Genomic DNA, 22,904 nt, shown 5'->3' on the forward strand with positions numbered 1-22,904 from the left:
CGTGTCAAGATGTCGAAAATCAGGCAGCGTCCGAAAGCGTCGCTGCCCTTTTCGCCATCCGTGCCGCAAGCAGGATCGCTTCGCGCGTGGCTCCCACGTCGGCGACACCTTTTCCTGCGATATCGTAAGCCGTGCCATGGGCAGGCGTGCAAAGCGGGAACGGCAATCCGCCCATCATGGTCACCCCTTTGTCGAATCCCATCAGCTTCATCGCGATCTGACCCTGATCGTGATACATGGTCAGCACCGCCTGAAAGCCATCCTTCAGCGCACGCAGGAACACTGTATCAGCCGGGAACGGCCCATCCACATCGAACCCCTTGGCCTTGGCTGCCTTTACTGCGGGTTCGATAATATCGATCTCTTCCATGCCAAAGCTGCCACCGTCTCCGGCATGCGGATTGAGCCCGGCCACCGCGATTTTCGGACTGTCATAACCCGCCTTCTTCAGGCACGCCCAGGCCAGATCAAGCTCGGCAAGAATTCCTTCAAGCGTCAGCGCCGAAGCCACCTCCTTGAGCGGAATATGCGACGTCACGCGCGCATTCCAGACCTTCTCCAGCACGTTGAACTCGCGCACCTTACCAGTGAAGTTCAGCACATCGGCAACAAAGCGGATTTCGTCGTCGTAACCTGGATAGGCAAATCGCATCGCCTGTTTGTTAAACGGCGTGAAGCAAACAGCCTGCGCATGTCCAGCATCGGCGAATTTTAAGGCAGTACGAAAATTATGAGTCGCGAAGGTCCCGCCAATCAGCGTCGCTTCACCACGGACAACGTCTTTGGGATCAAGATTCCTGAGGTCTACGAACACATGCCTGTCCGTCGACATGCCTGGGGCGTTTTCGAGGCTGGCATCCTGCAGATCAAGCTCGACGCCTGCGATACGGGCTCCATCGTCCAGAATGCGGCGATCACCAAAGACGATGAGATGCGCTTCCTCTCTGACATCCGGCAAAGCGAGAAGACGTGCGGTCAGCTCGGGGCTGACACCGGCCGGATCTCCCATTGCAAGCGCAATCACGCTCGGTTCAGTGCCAGTGACGGTCATCAGCATCCTCCTCATCTGCATTCTGTATGCAGCATGCATATGACAATCTTTCGCAAGGTGCAAGAATTTTGTATTCTGTATGCAGCATTTTATGTTGACGGTTGAAGGCAGGCCAGCCATCTTCGCCTCAAGTTGGTGAGATGAGGATTCGAACTCACTCTTTGAGAAAAAGGCCGATGGACGACATTCAGAAAACCGAGCAGACCGACAACGGCTCACAGGCGTTCCGCCGCACCGCCTTGCACGACATGCTCGTCAACCATCTGCGCGATATGATTATCGAAGGGCAACTGGAACCTGGCACTCGCCTGCATGAAGGTCAGCTTGGAGAGCAATTGGGCGTGTCCCGGACGCCGCTGCGCGAGGCGATCAAATATCTGGCCAGCGAAGGTCTGGTCGAGCTTGTTCCAAGCCGCGGCGCCGTCGTAAAGCGTTTCAGTCCGGCCGACGTAAAGGACATGCTCACTGTTCTGCGCACATTGGAGGAGCTTGCCGGGAAACTCGCCTGCGAGCTGGCGACCGACCAGGACATTGCCGAGGTTCGGGCGCTGCATGATGAAATGGTCGAGCGTTATAAGCATTCTGACCGCCTGCAATATTACAAGCTCAACCAGCAGATACATCTGGCCATTGTTCGCCTTGCAAAGAACCCCACGCTGGCGGACATTCACCAGATGCTCCAGACGCGGTTGAAGCGCATCCGCTTTGTGGGGCATGAAGGCGCGGAGAAGTGGGCGGCGGCGGTCGCGGAGCATGAAGAAATGATTACAGCTTTGGAAGCTCGCGATCCGACACGACTGTCCGAAGTGCTTGGGCGGCATCTGACGAAGGCATGGGAGCGCGTGCGCGACTCGATATAGCGGGCAGCGTTCAAGCCAGTCCGTTCGCCGCTGTCACCCAGATTATCGTTCGGTCTAAAATATCGGACGAGCTCTACCTGAATCCGGCCGGATCGCGTTATAAATCAGGGCAGGATCACTTTTGCTTATCTGATGCACCGGACGGACCATGGAACTGAAATGGCTTGAAGATTTCGTCAGTCTCGCAGAGCACAGGAGCTATTCCCGCGCGGCTGGAGACCGCAATATTACGCAATCTGCACTCAGCAAACGTATCAAACAGCTTGAAGACTGGGTCGGCCTTCCATTGGTTGACCGTTCTTTGAATCCTATAGGTCTGACAAAGGCGGGGGAAATTTTTCTTCCGCGGGCACAAGATGCTCTTGAAATGCTGCTCAGCGCCCGCAAGAGCGTCAGCGATGGTTATAGTGCGACGTGGGAAATCATTTCTTTCGCGACGCTCAATACCTTGTCGCTCACATTCTTTCCGCATTGGATGGCACAGATCGAAGCATCCGGCGCTTCATTCCGTGCACGTTTCGCCGACCCGCATTCCTCTTTCGTCGGCAATATATCCACGCTCGTCAGCGGGCATTGCGACTTCTTCCTGACCTATGCCCATCCGGCAGTTCCCCAGATGGATGATCTTGGCGGCTATCCCTTCCTGGCATTGGGAACAGAAAGGGTCATTCCGGTATCCGCCCCCACGCCAAAGGGGCAGGCACTCCACAGTCTCAAGGACAAGTCGCTGCCGACCGATTTCCTCAGTTACCGTGGAAATTCGTTTTTCTCTCTTGCCCTGCCCTGGCTGTTCGAAAAGCACGGTTTTCAGTTGAATACCGTCTACGAAAACGGAATGTCTGTTGCGCTGAAAGCGATGGCAGTTTCCGGCCACGGTGTGGCATGGATACCTGAGAGCCTTGTCGATGATGAAATGAAGCGCGGCGTGCTGGTGCGGGCGGGTGAACCGAACACCGATCTGTTGATTGAAATTCGCGTTTACCGGACACCGCAATTTCGGAACAAGCAGGCCGAGCTTTTCTGGCGCCGAGCGTCGCAGCTGGTTTCCCAGAAATGCGAACACAGCGCCGGAAACCTCACCCCGAGCCTGACCGATCATGATCAGGGAAAAGTGCCGCAACAGCTTTGAGATTCGGGGCATCGTCAAGGCAACGCAAGTCCGAATAGATCTGATCCGCCATCGGGAGCGACGAACAGCAATCGAGAAATTTGCGCGTTCGATCATCAGCGCTGAAAGGTTGTTGCAAGGTGCCGACGGCGAAGCTGCGCGACGCACGGAGCACCCGACCGTCCTTCAGCGTCACAGTGGCAACATGCGGCAGTTTTTCCGCTGATGCCTGCTCTTCCTCCATCGAATAGCTGCGCATGCCGACGACACGGAGTAACGGATCATCGACGAAAGCACTCACAGCCTGTGGCGTGAAATCCGCAAGTGCAAGATACCCCTGACGCAGGGCGCGTGCCACACAATATTGCATGGAAAAACGCGCCTGCATCTGGTCGGAGGGCTGAGGATAGGCGAGATTTCGGTAGTTCGCGATCCCGACCAATGCATCCACGGCGGCGACATCCTCGGCGTCGAACCCGTGCTCGGCCCGGAGATCGAGCAACCCATCGACGATCATGTGTGTCGACCCACAACAGGGATGCCGTTTCGGCATGACACCAGCCGTTTCAATCACATGCGGTCTATCGGTGAGGATATGTTCGATATTCCAGCCAAGGCGCGGATCGCCTGCAAACAACTCACGAATACCCTGCTCGCCTTCCAGAATGTCGGATCGCGCTTGCATTCCCGCCCTTGCAAGAAGGGCGGCCTCAACCGCATTGCGTGCGGCCATGCCCGCATGAAATGGCTTGATAAGAGTTCCGAACTGTCCCTTGGTGCCAGAGGCAAAACTGGCCGCGATGGTGATTGCCTGCGCGGTCGCTTTGACATCGAGGCACAGCATATGCGCGGTGGCGACCGCCGTACCAATGCTGCCGACCGTCGAGGTGCCATGCCAACCAGCCGTATAATGGGACTGTCCCAGCCCCTCGCCCACAAGCGCCTGTGCTTGCAGCCCCGCCAGATAAGCGTCGATAAGGCGGGCGCCCGCCGTTTCCTCCATATCCGCCAGCGCCATGATTGCGGGAACGATGACTGCCGAGGCGTGACTCATACCCGGCAGGAAATTATCGTCGAAATCGAGTGCGTGCGCCGACGTCCCATTAGTCATCGCCGCAAGCATCGGGCTGGCCTTGCCGCCGGTTATCAACAGCGCTGGGCCATCCATGTTATAGCTCGCGAAAGCTGCCGCCACGCTTTGCGTGCTGTCATCGTCGCGGCCGGCCACCATGCAGGCCAGCGTGTCCAGAATAGCGTCGCGCGCCAATTCTCGCGCATGGGTACTCGCCCTAGTTCTTGCACATGCCGAAGCGATCGCAGCCGCGACTGTCATCTCCACCCGCTGCATGATCTCACCCCTGAAAAGCATCAAGAATGAGTTTCAAAAGACGTCCGAACTTGTGCCGGTTCAGCTGACGTCCCGCGACATCCGTGTCTACACGATGCACGATCACCATATCGAGCGCAGGCAACACGATGCAGAAATGGCCGCCCGCGCCGAAGCCTGCATAACTGCCTTTCGGTGTCACCACGCCGGGAAAGAAAACGCCATCGCGCTCCAGCCACCACATATAGCCGTAAGCGCCGCGCGCACCGGCATGCGAATAAGGCATCACGCATTCCTGTGTCCAGCCGTCGGGCAGAACAGACACACCATTCCAGCGGCCATTGCGCAGATAGAGCTGACCGAAACGCGCCAGATCGCGCGTGGAAAGGCGGAAGGGATAAGCGGCATGTCTGCTCTCCGTGAAGCGGTCGTGCCAACCGTCCGGCCTGTCGCCATGAAGCGAGAAATCCTCAAATCCGAGGGGCTTTGCGATGCGTTCGTCGAAAGCCTGGTGCACGGTCTTACCGGTCAATTGCTCGAAAATAGTGCCAAGCGCATTGAAGTCCCAGTTGTTATAGCACCAGAAAGTGCCAGGCGCGTGGGAATGACGTTTTTCCTTTATCATTCGCATCCATGGGGTTTCATACCCGGCAGGATGATAGATGCCGGAACGCGCAGTCAGGAGATCGTAGACGGTTGCTTGCCGCTCCACCTCACTCAAGCCCTCATTGTCATCAATATCAAGCTGTTCCAGCGTCAGGCTGAGATCAATGGTACCATCGGCCACATCCTGTCCCATGAGCGCGGCAAGGATGCTCTTGCGGATGGAATGGCAGAGATATTTATGCGTGATATCGCCATAGGTGTGGACGATCTTGTTGCCCTGAACGATCATCAGCGCGTCGGTTTCCTGCCCGTCCGCGCAGGCATCGACAGCGCGAAGCTCGGCTTCCGACCAGCCCGCCGCAGCGGGGCTTTTCAGACGTTCCCATTCCTGTCCCGGATTGGCCACCGAATGATAGTTCATACCTGTATTTCCCTAGCCTGATTGTGTGCGACGGCTTCCACGCTGGCCCGGAGAAATTCCTGCGTATAGTCAGTCCCGGCGCGCGAATGGCGGAGATCGTCTGCCGTCAATTCTTCCAGAATGATGCCCTTGTGCATGACGCCGACACGCTCGCAGATATGCGCCACCACGGCGAGATCGTGCGAAACCATGAGGTAGGTGAGATTGCGCTCACGACGCAGCACCTTGAGCAGATTGAGAATTTCCGCCTGCACGGAAACATCGAGAGCGGATGTCGGCTCATCGAGAAGCAGCACATCCGGCTCGATGATCAAGGCACGCGCTATGGCGACGCGCTGGCGCTGGCCACCAGACAGTTCATGCGGATAGCGATAAAGGAAACCTGGACCGAGGCCCACTGCCTGTAGCACGTCGCGGATGCGCTCATCCCTGCGATCCATGCCGTGAATGGCAAGCGATTCCGCCAGCACCCTGTGCACCTGCTTGCGCGGATGCAGCGAGGCATATGGGTCCTGAAACACCATCTGCACACGACGGAAAAATGCCTTGTCGCGCTGGCCGCCCATCTCCTGTCCGCCAAAGACGAAGCTGCCCTGGTAATGCGGGATAAGACCGGCAAGAGCACGCAGGATCGTGGACTTGCCACAACCGGATTCACCGATCAGACCATAGGCCTCACCACGCTCGATATGAAACTTCACCTTCCTGACGACGGTGGCGCGTTTGCGCCCCTTGCCGAAGCTGATGGAGAGGTTCGAAACATCCACGAATGGAGGATTGGCACCATGTGTCATGAGTTTCCTCCCACCAGCGTCGGTTCGGTCAACCAGCTTTTGTCGCGTTCGGGCACCTTCAGCATATCAACCGGATGGTCGAGCCGCGGAAGGCTGGCCAGCAGCGCCTGCGTATAGGGATGGCGCGCCTTGTGCAGGTCCTTCGCCGGCAGGTCTTCCATGATGCGCCCCGCATACATGACCAGCACCCGGTCGCAAAAATCCGCCACCAGATTGAGATCGTGACTGATGAACATCAGCCCGGTGCCAGAACGGCTGACCAGTTCGTCCAGCACGGTCAGCACCTGACGTCGCACGGTCACGTCGAGCGCAGAGGTGGGCTCATCGGCAATAATCATGTCCGGTTCGGGGATCAGCATCATGGCGATCATCACGCGCTGGCCCATGCCTCCGGAAATCTCGTGCGGGAACAGACGCATGACACGCTCGGGATCGCGAATATGCACGGCCTCCAGCATGGCAAGCGTCTTTTGCCGCGCTTCTGCCGATTTCACCCGATGGTGGAGGCGATAAGCTTCCATGATCTGGTCGCCGATACGGATCAGCGGGTTGAGCGAATATTTCGGGTCCTGAAGGATCATCGAAATCCGGTTGCCGCGCACGCTGCGCATCTGGCGCTCGCTGGCCGACAGCAGGTCAACCTCGCCGAAACGCAAAGTCCTGGCGCGGATCTGTGCCGCCTTTGGCGTCAGCTTGAGGATCGAGCGCCCGGTCATCGATTTGCCGGAACCGGATTCGCCTACGATGCCGACCTTTTCACGTCCGATGGAAAAGCTGATGCCGCGAACGACATCGATGCTGCGATCCGTACCGGGAAACGACACCCACAGATCATCGACTTCAAGCAATGGTTTTGTCATTGATCTTATCCGTTTCTGGGGTCGAGGACGTCACGCAGGCCGTCGCCGAACAGGTTGAAGGCAAGGCTCGCCAGCAGGATTGCGGTGCCGGGCACAGCAGCGAGCCACCAAGAGGTCATCATGAATTCGCGACCACTGGAAAGCATCGCTCCCCATTCCGGACTTGGCGGCTGCGCGCCAAGTCCGAGAAAACCAAGACCGGCGGCGGTGAGAATGATCGACGACATGTTGAGCGTGATGCGGATCACCACCGAGGGGATGCACATTGGCACGACATGTTTCGCAATCACCCGCATGGTGGAAGCTCCTTGCAGGCGGATGGCAGCCACATAATCGGACGAGCGAATGGTCAAGGTTTCAGCGCGGGCGAGACGCGCGATCGGCGGCCATGCGGCGAGTGAAATGGCAATGACGGCGTTCTCGATGCCCGGCCCGAGCGCTGCGGCAAAGGCCAGCGCCAACACGAGACTGGGAAAGGCAAGGAAAATATCGACAATGCGCATCAGCGCCGTATCAACCCAACCGCCCATATAGCCCGCAGTGGTGCCAATAACGAGGCCGATGGGGGCGGCGATGATGGCCGTCAGCGTCACGATATAGAGCGTGATACGCGAACCATAGACCAGACGGCTGAAGATATCGCGACCCAGCTCGTCCGTACCGAAGAAATGTTCCCATGACGGTGGCTGAAGCCGGTTGGCGAGATCGTTGGCGCCGATGTCGTGCGTGGCGATCAGCGGCGCGAAAATGGCAACCAGTACCAGAAGCACGATCACGGCCAGGCCGAAGATGGCGGATGTGTTGGCCATCAACTTGAACCAGGAACGGCGCAATTGTTGTAGATTGGCCTGGAAGGCGGAAGTAGGTACGGGAGCCGTGAGCCAGGCCCGCAAAGAACCGGAAACTTGTGCCGGCGATGTGCTGGTGTGCGTGTTCATCGACTGTTTCCTATCGTGTACGGGGATCGAAAACGCGATACAGAAGATCGCTGATCAGATTGATGCCGACGAACAGAATACCGACGATAAGCGTGCAGCCGACCACCGCGTTCATGTCCCCCGCCAGAAGCGCATTGGTGAGGTAGCGCCCAAAGCCCGGCCATGCGAACACAGTCTCGGTCAGGACAGCGCCTTCCAGCAGGAACGCATAGGACAGCGCAACGACCGTCACGACCTGAACCGCGACGTTGCGGAAAGCATGGCCCCAGACGGTGCGGGCCCAGGACAGTCCCTTGACGCGCGCGGTGATGATATATTCCTGATTGAGCTGCTCGATCATGAAACCGCGCGTCATGCGGCTGATATAGGCCATGGAGCCGAAAGCCAGGATCAGCGCAGGCATGATGATATGGCTTACCGCATTCCAGAATGCATCCCATTGGCCCTGCATCGCGCTGTCGAGTAGGAGGAATCCGGTCGTCGGCTCGACGGAATATTCATAGATGAAGTCGATCCGTCCCGGCCCGCCGATCCAGCCGAGCGTAGCGTAGAAGATCAGCAGCGCCATCAGGCCGAGCCAGAAGTTCGGCGTGGAATAGCCGAGCAGACTGACCATGCGAACGGCGTGGTCCAGCGGCGAATTGCGGTACATGGCAGAAAAGACGCCAAGCGGAATGCCGAACGTGGTGCCGATGACGATAGCCACGGTCGCCAGTTCGATAGTCGCAGGGAAGACACGTGCAATATCCTCAAGAACAGGACGTCCAGAGGTCAACGCATTGCCGAAATCGAACATCAGCGCATTCTTGAGATACAGGCCGTATTGCACGATCAACGGCTGGTCGAGGCCCAGCTTGCGATACATGGTGTCATAGGCCTCCTGAGAAACATTGTCCCCCAGCATGGCGATAACCGGATCAAGCGGCAAAAGGCGGCTGATGAAAAAGGTCAATGTGACCAATCCCAGAAGCGTAATCGCCACTGAAACGATCAGACGCGCTGTGGCGGCGAGAAACAGAAGTACGGGGCCGGCTTCCCTGTCGCGGTCGGCCTCCTCCATGTCTTCCATGATTTCATGCGTCGTCATCTGCAAATTCCCGGAAAGAGAAAAAGGGGATGCCAGACCAAAGTCGCGAAGCAAGCGGCCATACGGTCATCCATCGAAACAGACCCGCCCGGCTGCTTCGAGCGAAGCAACCGGGAGCACCATTCTTGTTATTTCGCGGCGAGATCGTAGTAGACGCGGAAGCCGTTCCAGCTCCAGTTCTTCATCGCCTTGTTGACACCGGCGACATTATAGATCTGGAAGATGAAGGCGTGCGGTCCCTTTTCCATCATCTCTTTCTGCAGATCGATATACATCTGCCTGCGCTTGGCCTCGTCCTTTTCGAACAGGGCCGCCTCAACCTCCTTGTTGACGGCCTCGTTGAAATAGCTCGCGCGCCAGCTCGGATACATGGTCTGCTTGGCTTCCGCCCGATTGTCGGGATTGAAAATCTGGCGCGAAGCATTGCCATGCGCGTCTGGAACAGTGGTCTGCCAGCCCATGAGCGAGGTCTGGAACTCGCGACCGCGAATACGGCTGAACAGTTGCGCATTGGCCATGCGCTCGATCTTGATCTTCACGCCCACCTTGGCGGCGGCATCCTGAATGCTCTGGGCAATCGGAGCCGCATAGGGCGCGGTGCTGATGAACATCGTCGTTTCGAAGCCTTTCTCGTAACCGGCTTCCTTCAACAGCTCGCGGGCCTTTTCCAGGTCGAGCTTGAAGGGCTGCCCCTCCTTCTCGTCCAAGGCGCCGAAGGCACCGAGCTGCACGAAGCTCGCACGCGGTACACCGACATTGTTGATGACCGTCTTGCCAAGGCCCTCATAGTCGATGAGATAACGCATCGCGAGACGCACCTTCTCATTGGCGAAGATCGGATCGGCATTGTTGAAGTTCCAGTAGAACAGCGAGGGCTTCAGCGAGCGCGAGGCCGTCACCTTGTCCTGAGTTTCCAGATCGCGCAGGTCTTCGGGCGTCAGGTCGCGGGCAATGTCGATATCGCCCTTTTCGAGCAGCAGCCGCTGGGTTCCCGCTTCCGAGACATGGCGGATCAGAACCTGCTTGAGCTTGGGCGCCTCGCCCCAGTAATTGTCGGTCGCCTGAAGAATGACCACTTCGGCGGGATTCCACCGCATCAGCTTGTAGGGGCCAACGCATTCCGACCGGGTAGCCAGATATTTGTTGCCCATATCGCCATCGACCTGATTTTCCATCAGCACCTTCTGGTTCAAAAGGCTGGCGACGCGGTTGGCGGCAATGGCTGCCAGAATGAGATTGACCGGATAAGGTTTGTCGAGCTTGAAAACGACCGTGTTGTCGTCCGGCGCCGAGATGGTCTGATCCACATTGTCCTTGGTGAAACCATATTCCGTCAGCGTCGCGGCATTGCCGAACCCGAGTTTGACCGCACGCTGAAGCGACCAGGCCATATCGCCCGCCGTCGCCTTGTCGCCATTGTCGAACTTCAGGTCGTCGCGCATGTGGAACGTGATCTGCAACCCGTCCTGCGAGACGTCCCAGCTCTTTGCGAGTTGCGGTACGATCTTGGTTTCGTCTGCCGGATCGAAATCCACCAGCGGGTCGCAGATGTTCTGAATAATCTCGTTGGTGGCCGCCTCCCCGATCTGCGCCGGATCGAAAGTGCTGATGGCGTCGATGTTCCAGGCCATGACAAGCGCATTGGGTGGCGACGCGGCCTCAGCTGTGATGGTCGCGATACCCATACTGGCTGCAAGCGCGAGTGTGGCGGTGCAGCGCAGATAAAATGTCTTCTGTCTTTGCATTTTTATCCCCTTTTATGGTTGGGCATTCTCAGAAGGTGGCTTGCACTCAACCGGTCAATCGGCCGGGCGCGGTTGAAGCGGTGGATTGACTTCCGGCGGGATCGGGCAGGTGTAGGGCGTCTTCGCTGTGCGGGCCTTGTGATCGGCCTTGGCTTCATTCAGGATTTTCTCGTCCTGAAGAACATCAAGCGCAGTCCCCGCCATGACCTTGGCAGCATAGACCATTCCCTTGTGCGCAGCCGGCATCTTGCCTTGCGCAGTGATCTGCCACGAATGACCGGGCGAGCCTATCGCATGCGTTGCCACGCGCGCCTGAACGGTCGGTACGACCCAGCTCACATCGCCCAGATCGGTAGAACCGATCATTGGCACACCCTTCTGTTCCCGCGGCAATACGTAGTCGCAGAGCGGTTCATTGTCCGCGAGAGGCTGGCCGACGCGCAGATAATCGGTCTCTATGTCTTCCTTGGAAAGCGTGGCCTGAATCTTCGCCGCAAAGGCACGGTCCGCGTCATCGAACGGCACACCGCCCAGACGCTCCATGTTGGAGTGCATGGCGATTTCCAGTGGCGTGTTGCCCAAGAGGTTCGAAACCGCGCTCATGATGGAGATATCGACGGCCGTTTCCGTCATCATCGCAGCCCCCAGAGCGACTTTCTTTACCCGCTCATTCAACGCAAACATGCCCGGCAGATCGGTTGCACGAATGGCATAGCGCACCTTGGCCTTGGCCTGCACGACGTTTGGCGCGATGCCGCCCGCATTGAGATAAGCGTAGTGAAGGCGGCAATCAGACGGGATGTGTTCGCGCAGATAATTGCAGCCCACACTCATCAGCTCTACCGCATCCAGAGCCGAACGCCCCAGATGCGGTGCCGCGGCGGCATGGGAGGCCCGTCCCGTAAATTCGAAATCCATTCGGGTATTGGCGAGCGACTGCGCGTCATCGACCTGCGTAAACGAAGCCGGATGCCAGCAGATGGCAATATCGACATCATCGAAAGCGCCAGCACGCGCCATGAACGACTTGGCCGCACCGCCTTCTTCCGCCGGGCAACCGTAATAGCGTACACGCCCCTTCTTGCCGGTTTTCTCCAGCCAGTCCTTGACAGCCGTTGCCGCCAGAATGGAAGCCGATCCCAGAAGATTGTGGCCGCAGCCGTGGCCATGTCCCGTGCCGGGAATAGGGCGTGGTTCTGCGATACCCGCTTCCTGGCTCAAGCCCGGCAAAGCGTCGTATTCACCCAGAATGGCGATGACAGGTCCACCCTCGCCCGCTTCCCCCATCACGGCCGTGGGAATGCCAGCCACATTCTCGGTGATACGGAACCCCTGCTCCTTCAACATTCCGGTATGTTCGGCACAGGACTTGTATTCGGTATAGGCGATCTCGGGCATGCCCCAGACGCGGTCGCTCAAGGCTTCAAAATCAGCTTTCTTCGCGTCCACCAGATCCCAGATCTCTTCACCATTCTTCATGGCGTACTCTCCCAATAAGGCTATTACAAATTCTCGTCGATGAAACGGGCCAGAGCGCCGAACACACGGCGGCGATTTTCAATGCGCGCAAAGCCATGGCCTTCATGCGGGACGCGCAGATATTCGACCGGTTTTCCGAGGCCGCGCAGACACGAATAGACCATTTCGCTCTCGCATGGCGTGACGCGCGGGTCTTCCAGACCGTGCGCGATCATCAATGGGGCGACGATATTGCCGATGCGATTGATGGGTGAGAACCGTTCCAGTTGATCCCGCATGGTTTCGGCATCTCCATATTCGATGGCGCGTAGCTCCTTGCGCCACGGTCCCGTGGTCTGCAGCAGGGTGAGGAAATTGGCGATCCCATAATATTCGACGCCCAGCTTCCAAAGGTCGGGATATTCCGTCATGGCCGACAGAACCATGAACCCGCCATAGGAACGACCGAACACACCGATGCGGCTCTCATCCACATCGCCACGTGCCGCGACCGCCATGCGCACCGCCTTGAGATCGGCGACGCTGTCCATGCGCAATTCACGGTCATCGAGATGCTGGTAGGCACGGCCATAACCGGTGCTGCCGCGAATATTTGGCGCGATGACCATGATGCCACGCGCCAGCATATACTGAATATCCGCCCGGAAATCCGGTTTCCACTGGGCTTCAGGGCCACCATGCACGATAATCATCACCGGATATCCGTCAGGGCCGGCGTCGCGATCCGGCTTATAGATGAAATAGGGAACATCCAGTCCGTCGAAACTTGCAGCGCTCACTACCGTGGGTTCCAGAAAGGTCGGCAGCTTCACATTGGCCTTCGGCGCATCGGTCAGGCGGGTGAAGACACCTTTTTCGACGTCACAGCGCCAGATATCCCCCGGCGTCGCAGCACCCTCCATCGGCATGATTAGCGATGTGCCATCCGGCGTCCATGCGACCGAAGCCACCACGGCAGCAAACGGCAGTTCAAACTCTTTCAGCACCGCGCCATCACGGTCGATTAGCACCAGATCGTTCCAGCCCTGACGATTGAGGACGAGCGCTATCCTGCTCTGGTCCGGCGATATGGCGAGCGCTTCGACATCCTGCCGGTCAAAAGCGGCAAGTTCCGTCAATGATTCCGCACCGTGCGGCTTGACCATGACCGAGAGATATTCCCGTTCCTGATCGGCAATCAACAGGATGCCGGAACCATCCTTGAAGAATTTCGGCGCCTGATAACGTGCCCGGCCTTCATGTGGCAGGATGTTTTCATAGGCACCTGTTTCGAGATTGAGACGGCACAAATCCTGATCCGTCATGGCACGCTGGCAATCATTGACCAGAAGCGACTTGCCGTCGGGGGAAAAGGCAGCGGGCGTGCGCCAGCCGGTACCCTCATAAACACATTTCGTCTCACCGGTGGCTACCGTCATCACATGAATGTCCATGTGCGAACGGTCGCGATAATTGGCGCCATAGGCGATCTGCGTGCCGTCCGGCGACCAACAGCCCCAGGCGTGAACCACCGTAGTATTGGTGGTGAGAAGACGCGGCTCGCCTTCCGCGTTCTCGATCAGCCAGAGCTGGTGGCGTTCGTCGCCCCCCCAATCGGTCGTGATAAGCAGGTCACGGTTCTTGGGATTGAAGGCAAGGTTGCCAACCGGTTCCGGCAGAGTGGTGAGCTGACGCGGCGTGCCACCCGCAAGCGGACGCGCCCAGACCTGCGCCGTGCCGCTTTCATCGCTGAGATAGACCAGAAGTTCTCCATCTGGCGAGACCGCAGGCTTCACCGCCTTGCAGATATCGATGTAGTGCGCCATCGAAAGCGACGTGTCGGCGTCAGTCCTTGTATCGAACATCGAACTTTCCTCAATTCCAGGCATTGATGAGTGGGGGGATGCCAGCTGCCGCACCAGCCGGGTGGAGGCAGCAGCCAGTGCATCGGCCATAGGACCGATCGTCGACTGGTGATTGGCAAGGGTGACGATGGTGAATTTCGCTTCCGGCCAGGCTTCCTTGAGTTTCCAGGCCGTCATCATCGGCGTCACCGTGTCGTAGCGCGCCTGCACGATTTCGGTCGGCAGGTGACGAATACGATCAATATTTTCGATGAGATAATTATCGGGTAGAAAAGCTCGGTTGACGCAGTAATGGGTGAAAATGCGCGATACCGCCAAGGCTGCTTCCGGCTTCAAAAGCCGGGAGACGTGGTGGGTATCCGGCTCGAATGTCTGGGTGCGCGCCGAAAAGCCGCGCAAGCTCCGGGCCGCGGCCTGTTCCTGCGCCGGATCGCCCGAGGTGAGCCGCTTGTAATACGCAGCCAGTAGATCGCCACGCTCGCTTTCCGGCACGAATTCGGCAAACTCCTGCCAGTGATCGGGGAAAATGGCGCGGCAGCCGTGGAACCACCAGTCGATATCCTCCTGCCCGCCCAGAAAGATACCGTGCAGCCGAAAGCCGAGACAGCGTTGTGGATGCGCAATGCCATAGGCAAGCGAGAGACACGAGCCCCAGGAGCCGCCAGCGACAAGCCAGCGATCGATCCCCAGTTTTTCGCGCAGTGCTTCCATATCCGCGATCAAATGCTGCGTGGTGTTTTCTGCAATCTCGGCGTTGGGGATGGAACGCCCCGCACCACGCTGATCGAAGGTGATGACGCGATAGACATCAAGATCGAAACTGGCGATCTGCCTGGCCGAGACGCCCGCACCGGGACCGCCATGCAGGAAGACGACCGGAATACCTTGCGGATTGCCAAATTCCAAAATGGAAAGTTCATGTATATCGCTGACCCGCATGCGAAATTCATGTGTCGGTTGCGCGAGGCCTGCCGTGCCAACGAATTTGCCTTGTGGCGTCAATTCTTTGAATAGTTGCGCATTTTTACCTGAAGGACACAAATTCTCCTTCGGAGCGCGCGTGGCTTCCGTCATTTATTTCCCCATTTGGCGCTCGTTTGAATGGCGCGTCAGTCATCGTTTCCCGAAGCCGATCTTCTTGTCTTTTGAATAACTTGAAGATGAGCCGAGGGACGATCTCCCATGACCGTCAGTTTTGTTGTTTTAAATTTATAGGCAGCAAATTTATGCGTTGGCCAATGCAATTTTGGACTTACCATTCCAATCTGGAATAGGACGGCCTGTTCCAAGAATCGGCAGGCCATGGCGAAAATGGTGATCCTTGAGTATCAGAGCATAGTGTACTGCGAGCATAACCCCGAAAAGTTGCCAACTTTTGGAGTAGTCTCTGAAACCAGCTTTACATTTGGGAAAGAAGAGGCTGGCAACGCTTTGGCCAGCCCCGCACTCATGGTGAAAACTGCGGCTCTACCGATAGATGCCGGTATGAATCTCACCATCCATACCGCACCAGGCACGGTACATGCCCGGACTGTTGAACGGCAGGCTGACATTACCCTTGCGATCCACAGCGACAAGGCCGCCGGAACCGCCAATTTCGCCGAGTTCGCGAATGACTGTGCCAGCCGCTTCTTCGAGCGATTGCCCGGCCCAACGCATCCGCGCATCCACTTCGTGGCCGACGGCCCAACGAATGAAGTATTCTCCATGTCCGGTGGCTGAAAGCGCAGCGGTCTGGTCGTCCGCCCAGGTTCCCGCACCGATGACCGGGCTGTCCCCGACGCGCCCCGGCGTCTTGGCGGTCATGCCGCCCGTGGATGTGGCCGCAGCCAGATGCCCGAAACTGTCCAAAGCGACCGCGCCAACCGTTCCGTGCTTGCGGGCGGGATCGCCATCGTCGGCTGCACCACTGCGGCGGCGCTCCATTTCGTCATGCAATGCCTTGCGGCGCTGTTCTGTCGAAAACCATTCCGGAGCCATCATTTCAAGGCCGGCAGTCTCACAGAAACGTTTTGCGCCTTCGCCTGCAAAAAACACGTGCTCAGTCCGTTCCATGACCGCCCGTGCAGCCAGAACAGGATGGCGCGGTCCGCAAATACCGGAAATTGCGCCGCATGCTCGCGTTGCGCCATCCATGATGGCGGCATCCATTTCATGCTTTTCATCCGTGGTAAAAACCGCACCACGGCCAGCGTTGAAAAGCGGGTTTTCTTCCAGCGCCATAACAGATGCGGTCACGGCATCGAGGGCTTTTCCACCGCCGCGCAATACGTCCAGTCCCGCCTGGAGGCATTCACGCAGACCCGCGTGATAGGCCGCTTCCCTCTTCGGCGTCATATTCGCCTTGAGAATGGTTCCAGCGCCGCCATGCAACGCGATTACAGGTACGAATTCGGACATTTCTGACAACTCACTATGGAAGATGATTGCATGCGGATCAAAATCGCGCGGGGGCAGATCAAGAAGAAGAAAAAAGCCCCAGCCACCTCATGAGCCGCAGAATTCCTGTCTATTCTATTTCGGCTTCACGTCCATAGCCAAACTATCCTCATCGGAGCACGCATGCGGGAAATCTTGTCCTTCTTCCCCCGCTCCCGAATGTTCCATTGCCTTACGGTTTCATTTCCGTGTGCAATCAGCTTCAACTTTACTTCTGATGGGCTTCAAAAGTCTGTTTGACGCATATCTTTCCCCGAAATGCGCTTCGCGCTTTCCGGGCTGCGCCTAATCGGTAATACGGTCGTTTGTGAGAATTGCGTCCGCGACAAGTCCACCCGCCATGCGATAATCATCCGACCATTCTTCATCGTCAAAGATACAAAGTGCAATCGTCGCGCAGCGTTGCCGCTCCCTCAAGATTGCCAGCGCGATGGCATCGAGATACGCCGTTTCGTCATTGGTTCCAGAGACTTCAAGCCATAAATCTCTGGCAGCATCCACAATATCACGGGGAAACTCCATGCCGTCCGCCTCTTCATGTGCTTCAGTGAGCAGAAATCCTGTTTCATCGAATCATAACCGCATATCCCTGTTTCTATCGCTTCACGGCGCAAAACATCAGACACTTCTTATAAAACCCGCATGAAACGACCGGTACACGACGCCAACCGTCACGATTTTATGACTGCAATCATGAAACAGCTTAGGCTACGGTCAGCTTGGAAAGCTTATCTTCCGGAATCTCGATAGAGAGGCGTGGCATGACAGTTGAATCCAGGTCCGTGCGCATCATCCGGACAGTTATCGAAACACTGCGCCCACAGTTCGATGTGGAGTTATGGGATGGCACGCGCATCGGCGCGTTCGGTGGCCCGGCACTGGTCATCAATGACCCGGCAATCGTTCGACAGCTTCTTCTCAAGCCAAATTATGATTCATTGATCGATATCTGGACGTCCGGCCGTGTCGATATCCGCAATGGCACGATCTTCGACCTTGCCAATGCCAGAACAGACGGAAGCGTGAAGAAAAGGCTGAAGGAATTGCCCAAATGGCAGCTTCTGAAAGATCTTCCCGCCCTTTTGTTCGCCGGCAAATCCGATGCGCGCCAGGCCCTCGACGGCAAAGAGCCGTTCGTCAGCGGATCGAGCAAGGATGCCATAACCCATCATTACGACGTCTCCAACGCATTCTACAGTCTATTTCTTGATGACCGGATGGTTTACACATGCGGTTACTTTACCGATTGGGCAAACGACCTTGATCAGGCTCAGGAAGACAAGCTCGAACTCATCTGTCGCAAATTGCGGCTGAAACCCGGCGATCGCCTTCTGGATATCGGTTGCGGGTGGGGAGCCTTGCTCATCTATGCAGTACAGAAGTTTGGCGTGATCGGCACCGGCGTCTCCCTGTCGGAGGCTCAAACGGCACTCGCCCGCGAGAGGATCAGACAGGCGGGGCTTGAAGACAAGATCACCATCCATATCAAATCCTATGCCGAGCTTGACGGCGAATTCGACAAGATTTCGTCGGTGGGCATGTTCGAACATGTGGGCATTGCCAACTATGACGGCTATTTCAGCGCGGTGAATCGTCTGCTACGCCCCGGCGGGCTCTATATGCACCACGCAATCACGCGGCGCATGAAAAAGAACAAAAAAGCCTTCAAGCGCAAAAGCGCGGAACATCGGGCGCTGGTGAAGTATATTTTCCCGGGTGGTGAACTCGATCATCTGGGCATGACAGTCGAAAACCTTGAAGGGCATGGCTTCGAGGTCCATGACGTGGAAAACCTGCGTGACCATTATGGGCGCACGTGCCGTCTATGGTGCGAGCGCCTCCATGCCAATTTCGACGCTGCGGTTGCGGAAATAGGCTATCCAAAGGCACGCCTCTGGCTCCTTTATCTTGCAGGATGTTCGCTGGCATTCGAGAGGGGAACCGTCCAGATCAACCAGACGCTCGCCTCCAAACGCAAGCGCGGCATCGCCGCCGTGCCCCAGACCAGAGCAGACATCTATGCCGGTTTCGGTGAACGCAATCCAGGTTAACCAAACCTCGATGCGTCGGAAACTGCACCAAAACAAATAGTGGGAACATTTCCGGCATCTACGGAAATCAAAACTGTTGGCTGATCCGCAATCTTACCTGTTGCGGCGTGGTTCCGGTCTGGCCAACCGATGTCCCATATTCGGCGCTCACCGCAAGACCTGTGCCGATGCCGAAGTCGGCTCCCAGGCTTATTGTGGCGAAATCATCCCCGGTATCATGGGTTTCAAGATCGTAACGGCGTCCCGAAACGTCTGCGTAACCTAATCCAAGCGAACTTTGTCCGGCAAAGTCGTGACCATATTCCAGGCGCCCGCGCGGCGTGAGGGTGCCCCAGCCGGTATCGATCTGATAGGCAAGCCGCAGCCCCAGCAGCCCAGTCAACGTCTCGACAGACTGGGACCCATAGTAAAGATTGGCCCAGTCAGCCCCTTTTTCGGAGAAGGAATCCAGTTTTGACCTCGATGCCGTCAATCGTCCATAGGGGGATATCAGCAGTCCGTCGTTCCTGTATTGATAACCCGCCGTAAGCGAACCGAAATACTGATGCCCGTCGCGCGAACCATAGGCGAAGCTGCTTGTATCGGTCGCAAAACGTCGCGAATCGAAATTCATCTGGCCATAGCCCGCCACAATATCGAGATATGTTTCAGGTGTCGGATGATAGCTGCCATAAAGCGCCATGGCATATGCGCTTGCATCGCTTTCCGTTCCGTTCTGGCCTATCCGGCTTTCATCGCTTCCGTAGCCGAAACCTACGCCCGCGGCAAAGGAAGCATTAAACCGATAATCCAAGCCCGCGCTCACGCCGACCGTTGTATAGTCGAAATTTTGAACACCGACATCCATCGAACCGAAATTGACGAAGCCCCCGGTCCAGACGGCCATGCTGCCGTTTCCGAACGCTGAGCAACGATCGGTGTTGTTTGTGTCGCTCCTGCTCCGGTCCTTCTGCTGATTGGCGCCAGGATGCTGCGACAATGGCTCGTTTGCAGAGTAAGGTTTGGGCCCACCAGCTTTCTCGTCGCTTCTGGCAGTGCCGTTTCGACTGTCGCTGACCGTCAATCCCCATTGATTCTGCAGACAGCCGCCGCCATGCAACTGTTCCAGCCGATCGTTGAAATTCGATATTTGCGCGTTCGCAAATCGTCTGGAGGCTTCGGCCTGCGCATTCACCAGCCCGACGACATCGGGATCTCTGGATGGGTCCGCGCGCGGCGTGATGGAAAACGTCACCGAGCCGGCAGGCGATGTTCCATAGGCGTTGCTGAGCGTGAAAGTTGCAATCGCGGTTCCTGAAAAATCAGGCGATGCAGTGAATTTCAGCTTGTAACGGCCAGCCCTTATGATGTCGGCGACAACCGTTTCAGATGCCGCTGCCGTGTCTCCCAGCGTTATGATCGCGGTCCCGGCCGATGGTGGGGAAAGGGAGATCAGGCGGGCTCCGGTAAAAGGTCCACCTGTGGCTCCTGACGTGAGATCGACAGTTGCGCTGTTACCGGCAATGACGGCGGCATTGAGGGGCGGGATAGAAATGGACGGTGCGGAAACCCGCAACGTGTAGGCGGCAGTACCCACGAAGCCGATTCCATCCGTTGCCGTCACGGTGAAGCTGCTGATGCTCACCGCTGTCGGCGTTCCGCTGATGGCACCGGTGGAAGGGTTGAAGCTCAATCCGTCCGGTAAGGTTCCTGACGTGATTGCATAGGCATAGGGAGCTGTTCCATTCGTTGCGGCTATGGTTGCGGCATAGGTATTTCCGGCCGTCGCGTCCGGCAACGACCCCGCTCCCGGTGCGAAAACAAGCGGCGATCGCGGTTCGACATTGATGGTTACCGTGGCTACGGCTGAAGTTCCCCCGGCATTTGTCGCAGTATAGGTGAAACTGTCCGCACCACCAAAATAGGTGGGGGATGGAACATAGGTGACAATCTTGCCTGAAATCGCGATGCTGCCATGTGCAGGAAGCGCCGTCACTGCCACGCCAGTTATATCCGTACCCGCGATCGAATCCGTCAGATCTATCGATACGGCTGTATTGTAAGGGATGGTTACAGTCTTGTTGGAGGCGACCGGAGCCGCAACAGCTATCGTTACGCTGTAAGCCCGCGAACTTCTAAACTGGAATGCATCCGTTGCGCTGACCGTAAAGTTAAATGGGCCGGAGACACTGGGCACTCCGCTCAGCATTCCCGATTGGGATAATGTCAGGCCTGCGGGAAGGCCCCCCGCAATGACCGCATATTCATAAGGGCCTGTCCCGCCGATAGCGATAAAACTGGTTGCCGAAAAAACAGTCCCGACCTGACCCGAAGGCAAGGTTGCAGGGCTGATATCTATCGTCGGCGCATTGACGGTAAGCTGATACAATTGATCGGCTGACTGCGTTGCGGCGTCCACGACACGGACTGTAAAATTAAAGGTGCCGGTTGAGTGGGGTATGCCGGACAATATTCCCGAACTGGATAGCGTCAATCCAGGCGGGAGCGCGCCCCCACCCACCACCTGGAATTGGTAAGGCTGCACGCCACCGTCCGCCGCTATAGGGACACTGTACGGGTGCCCCCCGGTTGCGGCAGGCAGTGTCGAAGGCGTGGCGAGAGAAACGGCTCCACCCGGTACGACAATCAAAAAAGACTGCCTTACCGTCATTGCGGGATAGAAAGCGCCATTCCCCGCTTGGTCTGCATTGATTGTACAGGTTCCGGGCGCCATCATGGTCAGGGAACCCATCGGAGTAATCGTACAAACATTGGTCGTTGCCGAGGAAAACACCACCGGCAAGCCGGATGTCGAAAGCGCAGTCAACGTTGGCGTCGCGCCAAAACTCATATTTCCAGGATTCGGAAAATTGATCGTCTGTTTCGCCATCGGCGTTAAGGAGATTGAAGGTGTCGAGGCCGGCCCGGTTCCAGAATTATTTCTGGCGACAACCGTGAAACTATATGCCGTACCATTGGTAAGGCCGGTCACTGTGATCGGGCTTCCAGGAGCTGTAGCAGCCAAACCGCCTGGACTGGATGTAACCGTATAATCATTGATGGGTGAACCGCCGGTATCCGCCGGTGGATCGAATGTCACGACGGCTTCGCCTTCACCGGCTGTCACGGCTGTGATGGTCGGCTGGCCCGGAGCCTGTCCGTCGACAGTGATGGTATAAGTTCGCCCGAACCCGAATGGTGCCCCCGCTCCAGTGGTCGCGTCGGAGGCCTGGACGACAAAGGTAAATGACCCCGATTTAGTCGGCGTGCCGCTCAACACCCCTGCCGTCGAAAATGCCAGGCCTGCCGGAAGCGTCCCGGCGAGGCTGAACAAATAAGGAGCGTTTCCTCCGGTGCCTGCAAAGGTCTGGCTGTATGGAACACCAACTGCAGCGGGCGGCAAAGAATTGACTTGCGGAAACAGGTCCAGAAGTGGCGCCGCAACAACGAGAGTAAGTGGCATCGATGTTGATGAAAACGGTCCCGTTCCCTTCGAACTGTCTGTGACTTTTATCTGAAAATTGAAACTTCCGGTCCGTCTCGGAATACCGCTCAAATACCCGTCACCTCTGAGCGACATTCCATCAGGCAAGCTGCCGGAAAATATGCTGTAGCTATAAGGAGCAGCGCCGCCGCTGGCGCCTCCGATGAAATAGCTATAGGCTGCGCCTGCAACACCCGTCGGTGGATTGAATGGTGCAAAGTTTATGGTGGGCGGTGAAACGGTAATCGTCACCGTCGCTGGCGATGAGCTGCCGCTCGCATTTGTGGCTACAAAAGTAAAGCTATCCGGACCGGCATAGCCTGGGCTCGGTGTATAAGAGAATGATGTACCGGCACCAAACCCGACTGTGCCGTGGCTCGCTAACGTCACCACAGACACATTGTTCGCTATGCCTCCGGTCAGGGGCAACGTGATCGGGTTGTTGCTGCTACCATAAGCGACCACCATGTTCACATCACCGGCTATCGGCACATCCGCATAAGACGGTGTCACAAGACACGCATGCAGCATGGCGACCACGGCGGCAAAAAGGAAAGCTGGCGATAACTTCTGAAAGCGCCTGAAGGCAGTCCGAACTTTTCCATACGGAAAAGCGGCGGCAAAAAACCCCGTCCGAATACGCATAAAGCCCCCCGCAGGCCGTCAGATAGACTAAGCTGTAAGACGATCTGCCGACGCCGAACCAGCGTCACCCCCCATCATCTGTGATTACTTTAGCGCTTCCTGCATGACAAGCAAACACAATTTTAGCGAACAAGAACTTGTGAATGATCAACAGCCGTCAGTCCGGCCAGCCAGGGTCGCTCGGCA

Annotated in this window: 16 protein-coding genes; 3 read left to right on the forward strand and 13 right to left on the reverse strand. The window is 57.2% G+C overall.

Annotation, left to right across the window (positions count from 1 at the left end; all coding sequences use genetic code 11):
* Positions 1-19: 19 nt before the first annotated feature.
* Complete coding sequence (locus tag AVM02_RS18205; protein ID WP_411508374.1) at positions 20-1,051, reverse strand: 4-hydroxythreonine-4-phosphate dehydrogenase PdxA; 1,032 nt, start codon at positions 1,049-1,051, stop codon at positions 20-22.
* A 176-nt stretch (positions 1,052-1,227) separates the two neighbouring features.
* Between AVM02_RS18205 and AVM02_RS18210 the strand changes: the two genes are divergently transcribed.
* Positions 1,228-1,911, forward strand: a complete 684-nt coding sequence (locus tag AVM02_RS18210) for a GntR family transcriptional regulator (RefSeq protein WP_411508315.1) — start codon at positions 1,228-1,230, stop codon at positions 1,909-1,911.
* A gap of 148 nt (positions 1,912-2,059) precedes the next feature.
* A complete protein-coding gene (locus AVM02_RS18215; RefSeq protein ID WP_411508316.1) occupies positions 2,060-3,040 on the forward strand; it encodes a LysR family transcriptional regulator in 981 nt (326 codons plus the stop codon).
* On the opposite strand, the gene AVM02_RS18220 is transcribed toward AVM02_RS18215, so the two are convergent.
* The 11 genes from AVM02_RS18220 to AVM02_RS18270 form a co-directional block, all read right to left on the reverse strand.
* Complete coding sequence (locus tag AVM02_RS18220) at positions 2,988-4,367, reverse strand: MmgE/PrpD family protein (RefSeq protein WP_411508317.1); 1,380 nt, start codon at positions 4,365-4,367, stop codon at positions 2,988-2,990. The genes AVM02_RS18215 and AVM02_RS18220 overlap by 53 nt on opposite strands.
* 4 nt (positions 4,368-4,371) lie before the next feature.
* Positions 4,372-5,373, reverse strand: a complete 1,002-nt coding sequence (locus tag AVM02_RS18225; protein WP_411508318.1) for a serine hydrolase domain-containing protein — start codon at positions 5,371-5,373, stop codon at positions 4,372-4,374.
* Positions 5,370-6,167 (reverse strand): ABC transporter ATP-binding protein, encoded by a 798-nt coding sequence (locus AVM02_RS18230; RefSeq protein WP_411508319.1) that lies wholly within the window; start codon positions 6,165-6,167, stop codon positions 5,370-5,372. Before AVM02_RS18230 ends, AVM02_RS18225 begins: the two co-directional genes overlap by 4 nt.
* Positions 6,164-7,027: an ABC transporter ATP-binding protein gene (locus tag AVM02_RS18235; RefSeq protein WP_411508320.1), complete on the reverse strand. Its 864-nt coding sequence runs from the start codon at positions 7,025-7,027 to the stop codon at positions 6,164-6,166. Before AVM02_RS18235 ends, AVM02_RS18230 begins: the two co-directional genes overlap by 4 nt.
* A gap of 5 nt (positions 7,028-7,032) precedes the next feature.
* Positions 7,033-7,965, reverse strand: coding sequence for a nickel transporter permease (gene nikC, locus AVM02_RS18240; protein ID WP_411508321.1), 933 nt, complete (start codon positions 7,963-7,965; stop codon positions 7,033-7,035).
* Positions 7,966-7,975: 10 nt separating this feature from the next.
* Positions 7,976-9,052, reverse strand: coding sequence for an ABC transporter permease (locus AVM02_RS18245; protein ID WP_411508322.1), 1,077 nt, complete (start codon positions 9,050-9,052; stop codon positions 7,976-7,978).
* Positions 9,053-9,180: 128 nt separating this feature from the next.
* The gene (locus AVM02_RS18250) at positions 9,181-10,797 is read right to left on the reverse strand and encodes an ABC transporter substrate-binding protein (protein ID WP_411508323.1); all 1,617 of its coding nucleotides are present in this window, start codon (positions 10,795-10,797) and stop codon (positions 9,181-9,183) included.
* Between the two features lie 54 nt (positions 10,798-10,851).
* A complete protein-coding gene (locus AVM02_RS18255; RefSeq protein WP_411508324.1) occupies positions 10,852-12,276 on the reverse strand; it encodes a M20 family metallopeptidase in 1,425 nt (474 codons plus the stop codon).
* Between the two features lie 23 nt (positions 12,277-12,299).
* A complete protein-coding gene (pip, locus tag AVM02_RS18260) occupies positions 12,300-15,194 on the reverse strand; it encodes a prolyl aminopeptidase (protein ID WP_411508325.1) in 2,895 nt (964 codons plus the stop codon).
* 393 nt (positions 15,195-15,587) lie between these two features.
* The gene (locus AVM02_RS18265) at positions 15,588-16,520 is read right to left on the reverse strand and encodes an isoaspartyl peptidase/L-asparaginase family protein (RefSeq protein WP_411508326.1); all 933 of its coding nucleotides are present in this window, start codon (positions 16,518-16,520) and stop codon (positions 15,588-15,590) included.
* A gap of 324 nt (positions 16,521-16,844) precedes the next feature.
* Positions 16,845-17,081 carry a hypothetical protein gene (locus AVM02_RS18270; RefSeq protein WP_411508327.1) on the reverse strand — a complete coding sequence of 79 codons (237 nt, stop codon included), beginning with the start codon at positions 17,079-17,081 and terminating at the stop codon, positions 16,845-16,847.
* A 239-nt stretch (positions 17,082-17,320) separates the two neighbouring features.
* On the opposite strand from AVM02_RS18270, the gene AVM02_RS18275 reads away from it, so the two are divergent.
* A complete protein-coding gene (locus AVM02_RS18275) occupies positions 17,321-18,610 on the forward strand; it encodes a class I SAM-dependent methyltransferase (RefSeq protein WP_411508328.1) in 1,290 nt (429 codons plus the stop codon).
* A gap of 67 nt (positions 18,611-18,677) precedes the next feature.
* Here AVM02_RS18275 and AVM02_RS18280 read toward each other — a convergent pair whose 3' ends face one another.
* Entirely contained in the window at positions 18,678-22,718 is a 4,041-nt protein-coding gene (locus tag AVM02_RS18280; protein ID WP_411508329.1) for a putative Ig domain-containing protein, read from the reverse strand.
* Between the last annotated feature and the right edge of the window lie 186 nt (positions 22,719-22,904).

Source organism: Brucella anthropi (assembly GCF_046630315.1).
GTDB lineage: Bacteria > Pseudomonadota > Alphaproteobacteria > Rhizobiales > Rhizobiaceae > Brucella > Brucella anthropi_A.

Bases quoted from the DNA above. Each gene is read 5' to 3' on its own strand.
- AVM02_RS18205 (WP_411508374.1), bottom strand. From the start codon at position 1,051: ATGACCGTCACTGGCACTGAACCGAGCGTGATTGCGCTTGCAATGGGA.
- AVM02_RS18210 (WP_411508315.1), top strand. From the start codon at position 1,228: ATGGACGACATTCAGAAAACCGAGCAGACCGACAACGGCTCACAGGCG.
- AVM02_RS18215 (WP_411508316.1), top strand. From the start codon at position 2,060: ATGGAACTGAAATGGCTTGAAGATTTCGTCAGTCTCGCAGAGCACAGG.
- AVM02_RS18220 (WP_411508317.1), bottom strand. From the start codon at position 4,367: ATGCAGCGGGTGGAGATGACAGTCGCGGCTGCGATCGCTTCGGCATGT.
- AVM02_RS18225 (WP_411508318.1), bottom strand. From the start codon at position 5,373: ATGAACTATCATTCGGTGGCCAATCCGGGACAGGAATGGGAACGTCTG.
- AVM02_RS18230 (WP_411508319.1), bottom strand. From the start codon at position 6,167: ATGACACATGGTGCCAATCCTCCATTCGTGGATGTTTCGAACCTCTCC.
- AVM02_RS18235 (WP_411508320.1), bottom strand. From the start codon at position 7,027: ATGACAAAACCATTGCTTGAAGTCGATGATCTGTGGGTGTCGTTTCCC.
- nikC (WP_411508321.1), bottom strand. From the start codon at position 7,965: ATGAACACGCACACCAGCACATCGCCGGCACAAGTTTCCGGTTCTTTG.
- AVM02_RS18245 (WP_411508322.1), bottom strand. From the start codon at position 9,052: ATGACGACGCATGAAATCATGGAAGACATGGAGGAGGCCGACCGCGAC.
- AVM02_RS18250 (WP_411508323.1), bottom strand. From the start codon at position 10,797: ATGCAAAGACAGAAGACATTTTATCTGCGCTGCACCGCCACACTCGCG.
- AVM02_RS18255 (WP_411508324.1), bottom strand. From the start codon at position 12,276: ATGAAGAATGGTGAAGAGATCTGGGATCTGGTGGACGCGAAGAAAGCT.
- pip (WP_411508325.1), bottom strand. From the start codon at position 15,194: ATGACGGAAGCCACGCGCGCTCCGAAGGAGAATTTGTGTCCTTCAGGT.
- AVM02_RS18265 (WP_411508326.1), bottom strand. From the start codon at position 16,520: ATGTCCGAATTCGTACCTGTAATCGCGTTGCATGGCGGCGCTGGAACC.
- AVM02_RS18270 (WP_411508327.1), bottom strand. From the start codon at position 17,081: ATGGAGTTTCCCCGTGATATTGTGGATGCTGCCAGAGATTTATGGCTT.
- AVM02_RS18275 (WP_411508328.1), top strand. From the start codon at position 17,321: ATGACAGTTGAATCCAGGTCCGTGCGCATCATCCGGACAGTTATCGAA.
- AVM02_RS18280 (WP_411508329.1), bottom strand. From the start codon at position 22,718: ATGCGTATTCGGACGGGGTTTTTTGCCGCCGCTTTTCCGTATGGAAAA.